Here is a 16,865-nt window from a genome sequence, read left to right as displayed (position 1 = left end):
GAAGAAGATTTCACCGATTTTTGAGAAGTGATTACACCGATTTAATTTGAAAATATTTACATCCAAATAAAAAATCCATTAATCTGTTTAGCAGATTGATGGATTAAAATTATTTAACTTGAAAGCGATCCAGGCGAAAATTCGCTAACCTTTCTCAATCGGTGAAATCTGCTTCCAATCGGTGCAATTACAATTACTTGTCCTGTGCGTTCATTATTCCACCCACTATTTTACCATAGGCCAATACGGGCGCCGCAAAAATCGAGATCTTTTTCTTCCAGTTATCGTAACGGTCCTGGATAAAGTTATCCCAGTTGTGGGCATTCAGTTGTGCACGCCCTAATGAGATACATGGTTCGGTGATGCGGGTTGTGTGCCACCAGCCCGATGGAAACAAAATGGTTTCACCCTCTTCAACAGTAATTTCTATCGACTGTGCCTCTTTAAAAAGGGGGAATTTCTCATAGTCCGGCTCATGAAAATTCACCTGTGAAAATTTCGGATTATCCGGGTAAGGATACATATTGGGGGTTTGATCAGGCGGGTACATGATAAAGATCTTCGAGCCGTAGATCTGCGTTATCTGCGTGTGCATAAACAATGCATCATAGTGCAGAAACGGGAAGCTGCTGCCATTGCCTCCTAAAAATATTTCGTATACAGTCGTTCCCTGCAAAAATTTCTTAGGCATTAACGGATGGTTGATCCTGTCGATATTGCCATAAATAATCTCAGGTAAAAAGTCAGCCATCAATTCCGGAAATACTTTTTCAACATTAAAATTATAGGGATATGGGGCTTTATTATCGGCATTAGCAACCAGCATGTGGTCGATAAAATCGTCCATCCTGTAGGTAACGCCATTGATGGTTTTAGTGATGTTTGGATAATTCTTTTTAAAGAACTCCGGTGTGTATTTACCCATCGCCATCCAATCCTTCGCAGCATCGGTAAGCACTACCGGGAGCGATTTATTAACGTACTCGTTAATAAAATCTTCGTGCGACAAGTTTGTACGCTTGTCTATCGATTTGATATTCCTGTAGTTTGGTTTAGTTTGCACTTGCTCAGCAACCATATTCATCTAATTTACAATAAAATATTCAACCACGCTTCTATTTTAGCAGCGCACTGATAAACAGCCATTTTGCATTAAAATAAAAGAAGCTTCGGGTTTATACGGAAACCAGCTGGAGAGTGTTATGTTTTTTATTCCGCATTTATGCCAGGAATCTTATTAAAGTTATTTGAGCGAATACAGGCTGTTCTTTTTGTGGTACGGCTTTTTCCATACAATGATCCGCCAAACCAACTCAGCGCTCGACAGGGCGACGATTGCAAAAACTGCGGCCCAAACCGCATGTTCCTGCGATGCAAATGCCCCGGCCAGCGCAACAAAATAAACGGTTACCGGCAGCAATATCATTAGGCAAAGTCCGGGGATGCCGAGGCGGATCTTAAACGGCCGTGGTGTACTCGGTTCCGCGATACGGAGTTTTATTAAGGAGATATATTCAAGTGATAAACCTGCACCGTATACGGTAACATCGATGATCAATAGATCGCCAAAGGGCCAAAGGACCATCAAGCTTACAATAATGGAGCATACCAATATAGATATATAAGGTGTTTGAAACCGCGAATGCTGCTTGTTTAATCCTTTAGGCAAAAGATCATCGTCAGACATTACGCTCGGTACCCTGGATACGGAGAGCAATACTGCCGCATAAATCCCAAGGCTGCTGGCCATGCCCGCAAAGGCGATCAGGCGGCCCAGCCATTTACCGCTTATTAGTTCGGCAACTGCGGGGAAGCCCTTATCCTGTAACACATCGTTGCTTATGCCCGATTGCTGGGTAACAAAGATCACCAGGAAATAAAGCAATATCACCATAACAAAGGCTGTGAAAACCGAGGTAAGGTATGAGCGCACCGGTTTATCAACTTCCTCGGCATAGGTGGTTACATTATCCCAGCCAAGGCAGTTCCACATCACCGTATATAACGCCATTGCCAGCGACGGAAAGGGAAGGCCCTTAACCGACGGAGAAGGAACATTGATGTTATTTGTATGATGCGCAAAAAAAAGCACGAACATGATGATAAAAGGCGTAATCACCACAGCGCCTAAAAACAACGAAGTTTTACCAACCGGAACTATCCCTAAAATATTTATTAACGCCGAAACCCAAACAACACATAAACATAAAGCAATGCGATAGCCGGGTTCAGCAAGTACCGGGAAAAAGTAGGAGGCATACAACACGAAAAGTCCCGGATAAATGGCAAGGTCCACAAACGTGTAAAGCCAGGTCCACCAACCTTCAAAAAAACCCCATCGTGTACCAAGTGCATGCTTTACCCATTTATAATAACCACCGGTTATGGGCATCATGCTGTTCAGTTCCAGCACCGTAAAAATTGCAGGTACATCCCACAATAGTGGTGTTATCAAAAGCAACAACAAGGCGCCATGCTGGCCTGCATAAGTTAGCAATGGTTCCAAACCGTATGGGCCGCCGGATACCGTGAAAAAGATAACCGCAATAAGCTGAATTGGTCTGATCTTTCTCGATGGTAAGGATGCCGGCATAGGCCATAAAAATATTGTTTCTGCTTTTAAATGTTTAATTAATTTAAAGTTTTTCTTCAAAAAAAGTTAATCGCAATTTTTAAAAAATGGCCCACGAAGCTAATTTTTCAAAACGCATTAAACAAAGATTAATAATATGTTACGTTTCCTTCCGCCTGCTAAAGTGCCAAAAGCTAATTAGTATTTTTAGTTTTTTATAAAGCAAAAGCGATGAGGAGAAAGATATTATTTATCACTGGTTCCATCAATCAAACTACCCAGATGCACCAGATCTCAAAACACCTCTCTGACAACTACGATTGCTGGTTTAGCCAGCTGTTTCCCGACTCCGCATTTTTAAAGGCGGTAATAAAATACACCCCATTTGCTGACGGCACGGTACTTAAGGGGCAATTCAGGGCAAAATCTGAAAACTACCTGCGACAGCATGACTTGCAGATTGACTATGGCGGTGATAAAAACATATACGACCTGGTGGTTTACTGCACCGATATGGTAATAGCCAATAAATTCAGGCAAACCAAAACAATTTGGGTGCAGGAGGGAATGATTGATAAGCGCACGCTGTTAACCGGTATAATAAAAAAGCTCGGTCTGCCACCCTACTTTACAGGCGATACCTCGTTGAATGGGTCTACAAATATTTGTGACGTTTACTGCGCGGCATCCGAAGGCTACAAAAATTATTTTGCCCAAAATGGAACCGATGCCGGTAAACTGATTGTGACAGGCCTCCCCAATTATGATAACCACCTGGAATTTATAAATAATGATTTCCCGTTCCGTGATTATGTTATGGTGGCAACGTCAGACATGCGAGAAACTTACAGGTTTGAAAACCGCCCGGCCTTTATAAAACACGCTGTGAAAATAGCCGCCGGCAGGCGCTTGCTATTTAAGCTGCATCCAAACGAAAAATATGACCGGGCCGAAGCAGAGATCCGCAAATATGCGCCTGCAGGAACAATGGTTTATCACAGCGGCAATACCAACCACATGATAGCGAACTGTTGCGAGTTGGTAACGCAATACTCAACCGTGGTATATACCGGCATCGCGCTCGGCAAAAAAGTACATTCCTATTTTGACGTGGAAGAATTGAAACGCCTGGCGCCTATTCAGAACGGAGGAACCTCCGCAAGCAACATTGCACAGGTATGCAGCAGCTTCCTGGAATTTGAGGAAAACAAAGGTGAGTTTGTGAAACAGTTTATCCTCCGACCGACGCCCGTTGAACAGACTGAGGTACAATACGTTTGAGCACCCATTAAAGCAAATGCCAATGACTGAGAAAACAGTAATAGTGGTACAAGCCCGGATGTCGTCAAGCCGCCTGCCGGGTAAGGTGATGCTACCCATTTTAGGCAAAAGCCTTTTATCCCGGATGATTGAGCGACTGAAGATGGTACGTCATGATGTACAGTTGGTGGTTGCTGCGCCAATTGGAACTGAAGACGATGTGATAGAAAAGGAATCGTTAAGAATGGGGGTCGCGTGTTTTCGCGGAAGCCTGGATAACCTGCTCGATCGCCACTACCAGGCGGCAATGCTCTTTAATGCCGATCATGTGGTTAAGATCCCATCGGACTGCCCATTGATAGATCCGGTTATTTTGGACGAAATGCTCGGCTACTACTTTGCCAAAGCCGGCGAATATGATTTTGTAAGCAACCTGCACCCGGCCACTTTCCCCGACGGAAACGATGTAGAGATCATGAGCATCGGTTGCCTTGAAAAGGCATGGCGCGAAGCAAAACGCCCGCTTGAGCTGGAACACACTACCCCATATATATGGGAGAACCCCGACAAGTTCAGAATAGGAAATGTGCTTTGGAAAACGGGTGAGGACCTTTCCATGTCGCACCGTTTTACTATAGACTATGAAGCCGATTACCAGTTTATAAAAAGGGTTTATGAAGAATTGTATCCTGTTAATCCCAAGTTTTCCTGCCGGGATATTTTAAACCTGCTTGATGAAAAGCCGGATATCTATGACATAAACGCACACTACGCGGGCGTGAACTGGTACCGCAATCATTTAGATGAGTTAACCACTGTATCGTCGTCGCAAACCAAACAGACCATTAGTTAAAAAATACACCTATGCAAAGCGTAGCAACACCAACAAAAAACCTTGAGACCATAGCTTTAAAAGTAAGGGAGCATATCATAAAAATGTCGACTGACGGCGGATGTTTTGTGGGCGCCTCGCTCTCAGCTGCCGACCTGATCGTTTACCTGTATGCAGAATTCCTTAACATCAACAAACATAACCTCGACGATCCAAACCGCGACTATTTGTTCCTGTCAAAGGGGCACGACGTACCGGCATTATATGGAACATTTGCGGAGTTGGGCTTATTGGACCCCGAACGCCTAAAAAACCACTTGTCGGTAAACGACAATATCTACTGGCATCCCAATACCAAAATTCCGGGCATTGAATTTCATTCAGGTTCACTGGGCCATTTGCCGTCGGTAGCTATCGGCGTTGCGCTGGATCTCAAAATAAAGGGCAGCACCAACAAGGTCATCTGCATTATGGGCGATGGTGAATTAAACGAGGGTACCTGCTGGGAAGCCGTTTTGGTTGCCAACGCCTATAAGCTCGACAACCTGATCTTCGTGGTAGACCGTAACCAGTTCCAGGCGAACATGGCAACTGAAGACCTCATCCCGCTGGAACCTTTGCACGATAAATTTACTGCTTTTGGAGCAGCAGTAAAGCGCATAAACGGGCACGATTTTGATGCCCTGCACAATGCCTTTTCAGCTTACCCCTTTGAAACAGGTAAGCTAAACGTAGTAATTGCAGATACCGTTCGTGGTAAGGGATTACCAAGTATTGAGCGCCGTGCCGACAGGTGGTTCTGCAATTTTAACGCCTCCGAGGTCAATGACCTGCTAAAGGAACTCCACGGCGAACACCTAACCCAATTGACTTCAGAAACTTTAGTAGTGAGGTAACATGACTTACGAAGAATTATTAACAGAGATTGCCTTATCCGACGAACGCTTTATAGTGATGACGGCAGAAAACCGTGCGCTGGTGAGAAACATTCCCGGTAAACTGGGCAACCGGTTTATAGATACCGGGATAACCGAACAAACCATGATTGGCGCGGCTGCCGGCCTGGCCCTGCGTGGCCGCATCCCTGTGGTGCACGCGCTGGCCTCATTTTTATCCATGCGGGCATTTGAGTTTGTACGCACCGATGCGGGTATTCCTAACCTGCCCATTAAGCTGAGCAGCTTTATCCCGGGTTTTCTGTCAGACGGAAATGGCCCAACCCACCAGGCGCTGGAAGATATTTCACTGATGCGCGGCATCCCGAACATGACGGTTTTTGCACCTGCAGATGAGGATGATTTGGTAAAAATGCTGCCACAGATCTGGAATCATCCCGGGCCGTCATACGTGCGTATCAACACCTGCAAAACAGCACATACTCATACGCCATTTGAATTGGGAAAAGCTGAAATAATTTCAACCGGCGATGATGTAACCATTTTGACCTATGGATTGCTGTTTGAGCAGGCGCTTATCGCTGTTGAAATCCTTAAAAACGAAGGCTTATCTGTAGGCCTGGTTAACATGCGAAGTCTTAAACCTGTAGATGAGCGGGCAATATTGGAAGCTACCCGCAACAGCAGCCTTACAGTAACACTTGAGGACCACTTTTTAACCGGCGGCCTGTATAGCATAGTTGCCGAAGTGCTGCTTAAACACGGCCTAACCGCAAATGTTTTACCCTTCGCCTTAAACGAAAGATGGTTTAAGCCAACGCTGCTGCCGAATGTGCTGCAGCATGAAGGTTTTACCGGCAAGCAAATAGCTGAAAAAATATTGGGATATAAAACTTTTTATCGGCAGCCCGAAATGGCTGTACCTCAATTTTCTGAATAAATAAACGAGAATAACAATATGCCAAATTCAATAAAATTCAATACTGATTATCCGGAAATAACCGAATCAAACGCATTGTATCAACGCGCTTTAAGGGTTCAAAAACCAGTTACGCAAACCCTGGCAAAAGGCCCCGGGCAGTTTACCAATGGCGTTGCGCCAAAATATCTGCAACGCGGCGAGGGTTCGCATGTATGGGACGTTGATGGAAATGAATATATCGATTTTAACTCGGCCATTGGGCCTATCTCACTTGGCTATGCTTACCCAGCGGTTGACGAGGCGATAAAAAAACAATTGGCAAACGGCATTACGTTTTCATTAATGCACCCGCTGGAGGTTGAGCTTTCTGAGCTTATTCAACAGGTAATCCCTAATGCCGAAGCAGTAAAGATCTCTAAAACTGGTGCCGATGTTTGCTCGGCAGCTATTCGCGTAGCGAGGGCATTTACCGGGCGCGACAAAGTTTTTTGTTGCGGATATCACGGCTGGCATGATTGGTATATCGGTATCACCAGCCGCAATGCAGGTATTCCGGAAGCTATCCAGAACATGACGTATACTTTTGAGTATAACGATATCGAGTCGATAAAAGCTGCACTTGATGAAACCGTTGCAGCATTGATATTGGAGCCGTTTATTTTCCAGGCGCCCAAGCCCGGCTTTTTGAAGGAGCTTGCTGAAGTATGTAAAGCCAACGGCACCCTGTTAATCTTTGACGAAATGTGGACTGGCTTCCGGATCGCACTTGGCGGGGCACAGGAATATTTCGACGTTAAGGCCGATCTGGCTGTTTACTCCAAAGCCTGCGCCAACGGCATGCCCATAGCCTTGTTAACCGGCAGGGCTGATGTGATGGAACTATTCAATTCGGAAGTTTTTAGCTACACCACTTTTGGTGGCGAAGCATTATCCCTGGCGGCTTGCATTGCCACCATTAACGAGCTGCGCGACAAAAATGTACCGCAATATCTTGACGAAAAAGGTGCGATAATAAAGGACGGTTATAACCGAATCGCCATTGAAACCGGCATGGACATTTATACACGCTGCATCGGCTACAACTGCCGCTCAATGGTAACCTTTACGCCTGAAGCGGGTAACAGCCTGGAAGTAAAAACCCTTATGCAGCAGGAAATGATAAAACGCGGCGTGCTGTGGGCCGGTTTCCACAACATGTGCTACAGCCATACCGATAAAGACATAGCCTACACCTTATCAGCGTACCGGGATGTAATGCCCGTTTTGAAAGAGGCAATACTTAGCGGCAACATCAAACAATACCTCAAAGGAGAAGTGCTTGAAGCTGTCTTTCGCAAAATAGACAATTACAATATAAAGCCAAGATCAGTATAAATAAAGTCTATAACAAGCTTAAATTAAGTTAATATTCTTTGATAAATGAGCAATAATCAATTGTTCTCTCTTAAAAATAAAACCGCAATTGTAACCGGCGCATTGGGCCTTTTGGGTAAAAAACACTGCGAGGCATTGGCAGAGGCGGGAGCAAATGTTGTAGTAGCCGACCTTGATGAGGCAGGCGCTGAAAACTTTGCGGAAACCCTGGGCGAACAACATGGCGGTTTAAGGGTAGATGTTACCAGCGAACGATCATTAAAAGTAGCCCGCGACCAGATAATTACCCGGTATGGCTCTATCGATGTATTGGTGAACAACGCCGCTATAAACGACATGTTCGAGAATCCGGGTATGGCGAAGGAGCTTTCGGCATTTGAGAATTATCCGCTTGATGCCTTTAAAAAGTCGCTCGACGTAAATATTACCGGGGTCTTCCTGGCGTCGCAGGTTTTTGGTTCGGTAATGGCCGAACAGGGCAGTGGCAGCATCATCAACATTGCATCGACCTACGGTATTGTAGGCCCCGACCAATCGATTTACCGCAACGAATGCGGTGAGCAGACATTTTATAAATCACCGGTTTACCCGGTTACCAAGGGAGCGGTTGTAAACTTCACTCGCTTTTTGGCTGCCTATTGGGGCAATAAGGGGGTGCGGGTCAACACCCTTTCGCCAGGCGGCGTGGAGAATGCCCAGAACGAATTTTTTATTCAAAATTATTCCGCTAAAACTTTATTAGGACGCATGGCAAATCCTGCCGACTACCAGGGCGCATTGGTGTTTTTAGCCAGTGAGGCGTCCGCTTATATGACGGGCGCGAACCTTATAGTCGACGGTGGATGGACAGCCATTTAAAAATTTAAACTTAAAACATGATGAATATGTTAAACGAAAAACTTTCACGCATTAAACTGCTCCTTACAGATTGCGACGGGGTGTTAACCGACGGCGGCGTTTATTATGGCGAAGCCGGGGAAGAATTTAAAAAGTTCGACATCCGCGACGGCATGGGCGTTGAGCGCCTGCGAAATTTTGCCGGCGTTACAACAGGTATTATTACCGGTGAGCTATCCCCCTCATTAATTAAGCGTGCCGAAAAACTAAAGATCACCGAGCTGCACCTGGGGGTTAAGGATAAGCAGTCAGTGTTTAAGGAGATCATTAACCGGCTCGGGCTATTGCCTGAAGAAGTAGCCTATATTGGCGACGATACCAATGATTTAGAGGTAATGAAGCTCGCAGGAGTTACCGCCTGCCCGGCCGACGCCATCTCGTTTGTAAAAGATGTTGCAAACATAATATGCGAGGCAAAGGGCGGTCAAGGCAGCTTTAGAGAGTTTGCCGAGCTGATTATTGCCTCGCACCAAAAAACAAAAACAGTAGCGCAAGCCAATCATACCATCACCCTGAATACAGGCCATAAGATTGGTTCGGGAGAGCCTTGCTATATCATTGCGGAGATCGGCATTAACCATAATGGATCGCTTGAAATTGCCAAACAACTGATTGACGAAGCTGTTGCTGCAAAAGCAACTGCTGTTAAATTTCAGAAAAGAACCCCGGAAATTTGTGTACCGAAGGATCAATGGGATATTATGCGTGATACCCCGTGGGGCAGGATTTCCTATATCGACTACAAGCGCAAAACCGAATTTGGCATCGCAGAATATGCAACCATCGACCAATATTGTAAGAAACAGGGCATCGACTGGTTTGTATCGACCTGGGATGTTGAAGCGGTAGATTTTATGGAGCGCTTTGACACACCTTTATATAAACTTGCTTCTGCATCACTTACGGATTACCCACTGATCAGGCGGATCCTGCTAACCGGCAAACCGCTGATGCTGTCGACCGGGATGTCGACCAATAAGGAAATTGACGATGCGGTAAACCTGGTGCGGGAGTTTGATGAAAACTATCCATTGCTTATTGCACATTCAACTTCTGCTTATCCTTGCAAGCCCGAAGAATTGAATCTTAAGATGATCCATACGCTTGCTGATAAATTTCCGGGGATGCCGGTTGGTTATTCGGGCCACGAGACAGGCCTCGCTACCACGGTTGCCGCTGTATCACTAGGTGCAACTTTTGTCGAGCGTCATTTTACGCTTGACCGTGCCATGTGGGGATCAGACCACGCTGCCTCCGTTGAGCCGCAAGGCTTCCAGCGCCTGGTTCGCGATATCCGCGATGTGGAAACAGCCACCGGTGATGGGATCAAAAAAGTTTACGAATCTGAACTGGGGCCGATGAAAAGGCTGCGCGTTAATATTAGTGAGGAATATAGGGATAAATCGCTGGTGTAAAGTCTTGAGTCTGTAGTCCAAAGTCATTAGTCTTAAGTCCGTGTTTTATATAATTTAATTGAGAGAAAAGCACTTGTGAACTTTGAATTAAAAACGACTCGAGACTAATGACTTCGGACTCTGGACTTATAATAATATGACATTAATACAAATCACCACCACCATCCTAATCTGCTGTATAATATTTATCATAGCATGGGAACGGATTTCGCCCTATCGTAAGGGCTTGCCGTTTTTCAGGGAGGGGTTTTGGATTGATTTGGTCTGGTATACGCTTATCCAAAGCTTTGTGCTTAAAATAGTAATATTTGACTATATCATTGCCCCGGTCCAGCATCATATCAGCTGGCAGGGTTTTGCTTTTTTTAAAGAATGGCCGGTGGCGGCACAGGTGCTATTCTTCCTGGTAACACACGATCTATATATCTACCTTTTCCATCGCCTGCAACATTCCAGCAAAATATTATGGCGCACACATGAGGCACACCATTCGGGTAAAGAGGTAGATTTTTTGGCTGGTTCCCGCTCACATGCCTTGGAGATTATCATCAACCAGACTATTGAATTTGCACCCATAATAATACTTGGCGCCGACCCGGCTGTTGTCCCGATCAAGGCAATGCTGGATGCTATGTTCGGGATGTTTATTCATGCCAATATCAACGTGAAGCTGGGTAGGTTGAAATATATTTTCAATTCGCCCGAGCTGCATTTATGGCACCATGCCAATTATCGCGAGGTATTTCATGCCAACTTCTCCACCAAGTTTGCGATGTGGGATTATCTCTTGGGTACCGTTTACGATCCGGGGCACAAACCCGGAAATGAACCGGAAAACTGGGGGCTGTATTATGATTATCCTAAAGACTATTTTTTGCAGCACGCATTTTCGGTTAAACGGTTTGATGAAAAAAGCCTGTTGCGTTACAAATGGTTCAGGTATTATTATGAACTCAGGCCAAATCTTATTAAAAAAGCAAGACGCCTTGCAGGAGTAGAAAAGAAGGAGAATACTTTACCGCCTGAACAGGTGCGGCGAATACCTATTGAACCCGAAGTGGTAGAAAATGAATATCAAACTATCAACACTTAAAATTTAATCATTGGCCTGGATCTATCTGTTATTTGCCGCCGGCTGCGAATCAGCCTGGACATTTTGCTTAAAGTTTATGAGGTTCAGCGACCTTAAATCGTTAAGGTTTATCAACTTTTACAGGTGGCAGGGAGGATTGCCTGTGTTGATCCCCTTTGTGGGTTATATTTTGTTCGGGCTGGCAAATATCTATCTCTTCTCCCTGGCGATAAAACAGATCCCGACAGCCACCGCATTCGCGGTGTGGACAGCCATCACACTCATTTTCATAAAAATTGCAGAACTGGTGTTTTTCAATCACCGCATCTCCTGGATCGAAGTGTTTTTTATGCTGTTGATAATGGTTGGGATTCTCGGCTTAAAGATCTATGCTATCCGCGCGGAATAGCTAATAGGGTCTTGAGTCCGAAGCCCTGAGCCCTAAGTTAGAAAAGAGCCCTATTTTACTTAAGACTAGCGACTAAAGACTATTGACTTAACACTAATGCCTTGCTCTTTTCTTTAATACACCGCCAGCGGCTTCCTTAATTGTGCTGGTAAACACAAACGCCTTTGGATCGATATCAGAAATAAGGTTACGCATGCGCCTTACTTCAAGACGGGTTACCACGGTGAAGATAATATCAACCGGGTGACTGATGTCAAAGCTGTCTTTTAAAAAACCGCGCTCACCTTTATAAATGGTTATGCCGCGGCCAAGCGTCATTACCAGTTGTTTTTTAATTTCTTCGCTCTGGCCCGATATGATAGTTACGCCGGTATATTCCTCCAAACCCTCTATCACAAAGCTGATGGTTTTTGAGGCGGTGTAATAGGTTAAAATAGAATACAGGGAGGTTGGCAGTCCCAGTTTTATGGCTGCGATAAGGAAGATAACAATGTTTATCCCGAGGATGATCTCGCTGATGGTAAACGCAATCCGCTTGCCGGTGTACAACGCAAGCACTTCAATGCCGTCAAGTGCGCAGCCGCCCCTGATGGCCAGCCCCACGCCAATGCCCATGAATACCCCGCCGAAAATTGATACCAGCAATTTGTCGGATGTTATGGGCGGATACGGAAAGTATAACAGGCAAAGTCCTAAGCCTATTACTGCTGCAAATGTACGGATAGCGAAGGTCTTATTAACCTGGAACGCGCCCATGATAATAAAAGGGATGTTAGCGATAATGATAACATAGGCTATGTTAAAATGGTAAAGCTCATGTACAAGTAATGAGATCCCCGTAACGCCGCCATCAAAAAAGCTGTTGGGGACTAAAAAGCTTCGTAGTGCAAATCCGCTAAATAAAATACCAATTACAACATAAAAGGTATCACGCAGCCAATTAGGTAATAGTAAGTTTTTCATTATAAATTCACCAGTGCTTTTATGCGCCCTAAGTTAGCATCCTTTTTAGCTTGGCGCAAATTAATGGCTGTTTTAGTAAAATATTGATGATGTTCTATGAAATCGATTTGCTGAATGTCCCATTCCCTTTCATCAGTAACCTTTCCGAAAAACGAGCCTTCAAGGAATAGTTTATGAGAAACGTCGAAAAAGTCGTCGCGGCCAAGGTTATCAAGATCTGCATCGGCCAAAATTTCCTCCAAATGATTTTTGGGCGATTGGGGCAGTCGCGTGGCCATAATCATCCCGCAAATACGGTCTATTTGATCATTGTTATAACCAAAGTTTGGCAACGTATTTCGAGCTATCCGGCATGATTCCTCCTCATGGCCTGCTGCCTTAACCAGGAACCCGGCGTCATGATAATAGGCTGCAGTTAATAATAATGTCAAATCATCACCGGTAATGCCCTCGGCCTCGCCAATGCGTTTTGCCGCGTCATAAACATCAATGGCATGGCTTGAATTATGATAGATCAGATGGCCGGGAAGCTCATCATTCAGTTTGTTAATAATAAAATCACCGGCATCGCCTATCCGCATAAAAAATATTTTGCGGCTAATATATTAATTGTTTTATTTCTGCCGCCTAACGGAATTTGTTTATTCACGGTTTATTTGCTTACTTAAAGCAATTATTACGGTATAGCTCCGCCTATGAAAAAAACCTTGCTGTTTATATTGATCCTTGCCTTTTGTTTATGCGGCCAGGCTCAAACTAACCATCTGTATTTCGATAAACTGGATATTAAAAAAGGGCTGCCCGAATCATATGTTCGCGCAATAGCCGAAGATTCAGAGGGATACATTTGGATAGCGACTCAAAACGGCCTCGTAAAATATGATGGTTATAATTACAAGGTGTACTACCTTGGATCGGATAAGATAAATCTGTCGCCTGTAACCAATGTAATTACGGTTATGGCCGACACCATTAATAAAGCAGTTTGGGTAACTGTTGCCGGCAATGGAATCTTCAGGTACAACAGGGCCACCGACGCCTTTGATCAGTTTGCGTATCCCTCAACTAAGTTCTCTCAGTATTTTAATCTGAAAAAAATTGACAACGCCGGAAATTTATGGGGCGATATAAACGATAAAATTAACAAGGCGGTAAAGTTTGACGTAAAAACACACCAATACGAGTTTTTCAGCAAACAGGATAAAGGCTACAATTATATTAATGCAGAACGCGTCAATTTTTTTGTAAACAGATCCGACGGGAGTGTTTGGTTTGGTGGCACCAATGGATTATACCGTTACAACGGGAAGGGCAAGCCATTAAGCGCCAATCTAACCTCATCAGATACGTCAAAAACTATCGGTGTAAATCCATTGTATGCTACAGCATCACAACCCGGTATTATTTGGATGAACACCTTTCACGGTATCAATCATGATTTAAAAATTAGCTGTTTTGATATTAAACAGGGCAGGATAATTAAACAATACAGCGCTTCGACGCAGCCTGCTGGCCTGGCAAGTGCATCCGTAAACGATATTTATGAGGACAAAAAACATCGCTTGTGGTTTGCTACCGAAACAGGATTATCAAAACTGGATAGGCAAACCGGGTTATTTACCAATTATAAACCTGCCGATAGCCTAAAAATAAAAGCATTTGGCAGAATAGTTGAAAATCAGGACGGTAAATTCTGGGTGTCGCCGCAGAATAACCTGCTTTATTTCGACCCCGAAACCGGGAAGTTTGAATATTATAAAACGGATAAAACTAATTCGGGAGCGCTCTCTTCAGCTGATGTATCCTTTAAATTGGTCGACCATACCAATGCGCTTTGGTTAGGTTTTGGTTATGCAGGGGCAAACCGGGTAAATAAATTAAAAAGTGCTTTCCAGGTTATTAAGCAAATTCCGGGTGTTCGCAATAGTTATCCCGGCGAAGCATCTCACGTAATCTCTACACGCAACGGTTATACGGGGATAGTGAATAAAAATGGAATTTACGACTGGCAAAACGGCACCAATAATTTTAAAAGGATCTTCAGTGCAGATACCGGGCAGAAAATAATGGATGCGGTAGATGATAACCAAGTGTTTTATATTGCAACCAGCAGCGGTTTTGTAACATATAACACCGTAACCGGCAAGAAGGAGGTTTACCGGAACAACCCTAAAGACACAGCCTCGCTCACATACGACTATGTTTATACTATCTTTCGCGACCATACCGGTATAATTTGGCTTGGCCTGGCCAACAGCCAGGGGCTTTGCTCTTTTGATCCGCAAACGAAAAAAATTACCCGATACCCTTATCATACTGATTACGCCAAACTATATAACGTTAACGATGGATCGCTTGACGACGGACAGGTAATAGTAATGTACGAAGACCGGCAAAATACATTTTGGGTTGGTACTAATGCGGGCAGTCTCAATCGCTTCGATCGTAAAACAGGTAAGTTCTTCTCTTACTATTCCCTGAAAAACACCCGTATGACGTGTATCTCGGCCATCTACGAGGACCACACGGGCAGGTTCTGGGTTGGCACCTACCTTACCGGGCTATTTGAATTTGATTTGAAAACCGGGACTTATAAACGGCAAATTGATGAACGTTCGGGTTTGTTATATAACAGCATTACCGACATAAAGGAAGACAGTACCGGGCGGCTGTGGATGGCGTCAGACAGGGGCCTCACCCGGCTTGATCCTAAAACCATGGCGCTTAAAAATTATAAGCTGGCTGATATTTTACCGGATGCGGAGTCGGCTCAATTAGGGCGAACGAATATGGCCGACGGGCGATTTGTTTTGTCGATCAACAATGGGCTTGCGATTTTTAATCCTAAGGACCTGGATGGCGATCCATATCCTCCTGTCGTACACCTGGAAGGTATAACTTATAACAACCCGGGAGCCAACAGTAAATCAGCCACAAACGTTTTGGCCTTCGGGCGCAAAAGCCTGACGCTTGCCCACGATGAAAACAGCTTAACATTTAACTACATAGCGCTGCATTATGAAAACCCGGCACAAAATATATACGCCTGTAAACTGGACGGATATGACAGGCAATGGGTACAGGCAGGCACAAACCGCACCATTACCTATAACAATCTTTCGCCAGGCACCTACACGTTCAGGGTAAGGGCTGCCAATAGCTCGGGCATATGGAATACCACAGGCGACAGCTTTACAATTATCATAGATTCGCCGTGGTGGTTTAAATGGTGGGCGTGGCTGTTGTATATTGTTTTATTTGCTACCTCGATATACCTTTTCATCAACTACCGGTCGCGCCATTTAATTATGGAAAATCAGTTATTAGAAGAAAAGGTAAGCCTCCGGACCAAACAATTAAGCGAGCAGCAGGAAGAAATAATAGCCCAGCGCGACCAGCTTGCGGAAACCATTACTGATTTAAAATCCACACAAAACCAACTGATTCAGGCGGAGAAAATGGCTTCGCTTGGTGAGCTCACTGCCGGTATAGCCCACGAGATCCAAAACCCACTGAACTTTGTAAATAATTTTAGCGAGGTAAGCGTTGAGCTTACGCAGGAGCTGAAGGAAGAATTAAAGGCCGGCAATACCGAAGACGCCATTGCCATTGCAGACGACCTGGAAATCAATCTTGGAAAGATCCAGCACCATGGCAAACGGGCCGACTTTATTGTAAAAGGTATGCTGCAACACAGCCGCACGAGCACCGGTGAGCGGCAACCAACCAATATTAATACTTTGGCTGACGAGTTTTTAAAACTTTCCTACCACGGCCTAAGGGCAAAGGATAAATCCTTTAACGCCGAACTGGTAACAAATTTTGATGAAAAATTACCAAAGGCAAATGTGGTGCAGCAGGATATTGGCCGGGTATTACTAAACCTTTTCAACAATGCATTTTATGCCGTAAATCAAAAAGCAAAAACCGCAGGACCGGATTATAAACCAACAGTAACGATTACCACTTTCGCTCCCCCTTCAGGGGGCTGGGGGGCCAAAGTAAGAGATAATGGTGTCGGCATTCCCGATGCGATAAAGGATAAAATAATGCAGCCCTTTTTTACCACCAAGCCAACAGGCGAGGGCACCGGTTTAGGCTTATCATTAAGCTATGATATTGTGGTAAAAGCACACGGCGGGAAGATTGATATCAATAGCAAAGAGGGGGAATATACTGAATTTGTGGTTACATTACCGGTGAGTTAACAAACCGAATGGGCAAATGAAGTTTAAAGACATTAAAATAATTAT

14 protein-coding genes are annotated in these 16,865 nt (G+C 44.5%); 10 read left to right on the top strand and 4 right to left on the bottom strand.

Annotation, left to right across the window (positions count from 1 at the left end):
• Positions 1 to 193 precede the first annotated feature (193 nt).
• Both KXD93_RS07640 and KXD93_RS07635 read right to left on the bottom strand, forming a co-directional pair.
• Positions 194 to 1,078 (bottom strand): cupin-like domain-containing protein, encoded by an 885-nt coding sequence (locus tag KXD93_RS07640; protein WP_258136389.1) that lies wholly within the window; start codon positions 1,076 to 1,078, stop codon positions 194 to 196.
• Positions 1,079 to 1,243: 165 nt separating this feature from the next.
• The gene (locus KXD93_RS07635; protein ID WP_258136388.1) at positions 1,244 to 2,593 is read right to left on the bottom strand and encodes an APC family permease; all 1,350 of its coding nucleotides are present in this window, start codon (positions 2,591 to 2,593) and stop codon (positions 1,244 to 1,246) included.
• A gap of 210 nt (positions 2,594 to 2,803) precedes the next feature.
• Here KXD93_RS07635 and KXD93_RS07630 point away from each other — a divergent pair, with 210 nt between their 5' ends.
• The 9 genes from KXD93_RS07630 to KXD93_RS07590 all read left to right on the top strand — a co-directional run bounded on the left by KXD93_RS07630 (position 2,804) and on the right by KXD93_RS07590 (position 11,649).
• Positions 2,804 to 3,853, top strand: coding sequence for a CDP-glycerol glycerophosphotransferase family protein (locus KXD93_RS07630; RefSeq protein WP_258136387.1), 1,050 nt, complete (start codon positions 2,804 to 2,806; stop codon positions 3,851 to 3,853).
• A gap of 22 nt (positions 3,854 to 3,875) precedes the next feature.
• Positions 3,876 to 4,685, top strand: a complete 810-nt coding sequence (locus KXD93_RS07625) for a cytidylyltransferase domain-containing protein (RefSeq protein WP_258136386.1) — start codon at positions 3,876 to 3,878, stop codon at positions 4,683 to 4,685.
• A gap of 11 nt (positions 4,686 to 4,696) precedes the next feature.
• Entirely contained in the window at positions 4,697 to 5,560 is an 864-nt protein-coding gene (locus tag KXD93_RS07620; protein ID WP_258136385.1) for a transketolase, read from the top strand.
• A gap of 1 nt (position 5,561) precedes the next feature.
• Positions 5,562 to 6,500, top strand: coding sequence for a transketolase family protein (locus KXD93_RS07615; protein WP_258136384.1), 939 nt, complete (start codon positions 5,562 to 5,564; stop codon positions 6,498 to 6,500).
• 18 nt (positions 6,501 to 6,518) lie between these two features.
• Complete coding sequence (locus tag KXD93_RS07610; RefSeq protein ID WP_258136383.1) at positions 6,519 to 7,856, top strand: aminotransferase class III-fold pyridoxal phosphate-dependent enzyme; 1,338 nt, start codon at positions 6,519 to 6,521, stop codon at positions 7,854 to 7,856.
• A gap of 45 nt (positions 7,857 to 7,901) precedes the next feature.
• Positions 7,902 to 8,714, top strand: a complete 813-nt coding sequence (locus KXD93_RS07605; protein ID WP_258136382.1) for an SDR family oxidoreductase — start codon at positions 7,902 to 7,904, stop codon at positions 8,712 to 8,714.
• Between the two features lie 17 nt (positions 8,715 to 8,731).
• Entirely contained in the window at positions 8,732 to 10,168 is a 1,437-nt protein-coding gene (locus KXD93_RS07600) for an N-acetylneuraminate synthase family protein (protein WP_258136381.1), read from the top strand.
• Between the two features lie 136 nt (positions 10,169 to 10,304).
• Complete coding sequence (locus KXD93_RS07595; protein WP_258136380.1) at positions 10,305 to 11,261, top strand: sterol desaturase family protein; 957 nt, start codon at positions 10,305 to 10,307, stop codon at positions 11,259 to 11,261.
• A gap of 10 nt (positions 11,262 to 11,271) precedes the next feature.
• Positions 11,272 to 11,649, top strand: a complete 378-nt coding sequence (locus KXD93_RS07590; RefSeq protein WP_258136379.1) for a DMT family transporter — start codon at positions 11,272 to 11,274, stop codon at positions 11,647 to 11,649.
• Between the two features lie 93 nt (positions 11,650 to 11,742).
• On the opposite strand, the gene KXD93_RS07585 is transcribed toward KXD93_RS07590, so the two are convergent.
• Entirely contained in the window at positions 11,743 to 12,612 is an 870-nt protein-coding gene (locus KXD93_RS07585; RefSeq protein ID WP_258136378.1) for a YitT family protein, read from the bottom strand.
• The gene (locus tag KXD93_RS07580; protein ID WP_258136377.1) at positions 12,612 to 13,193 is read right to left on the bottom strand and encodes an HD domain-containing protein; all 582 of its coding nucleotides are present in this window, start codon (positions 13,191 to 13,193) and stop codon (positions 12,612 to 12,614) included. The genes KXD93_RS07585 and KXD93_RS07580 overlap by 1 nt, the downstream gene beginning before the upstream one ends.
• Positions 13,194 to 13,307: 114 nt before the next feature.
• Between KXD93_RS07580 and KXD93_RS07575 the strand changes: the two genes are divergently transcribed.
• Positions 13,308 to 16,820, top strand: coding sequence for a sensor histidine kinase (locus tag KXD93_RS07575; protein ID WP_258136376.1), 3,513 nt, complete (start codon positions 13,308 to 13,310; stop codon positions 16,818 to 16,820).
• Positions 16,821 to 16,865 lie beyond the last annotated feature (45 nt).

It is taken from the genome of Mucilaginibacter phenanthrenivorans (assembly GCF_024721155.1).
GTDB classification, from domain to species: Bacteria; Bacteroidota; Bacteroidia; order Sphingobacteriales; family Sphingobacteriaceae; genus Mucilaginibacter; species Mucilaginibacter phenanthrenivorans.
Note: the sequence above shows the minus strand (reverse complement) of the source record. Positions and strands in the feature narration are given on the sequence as shown.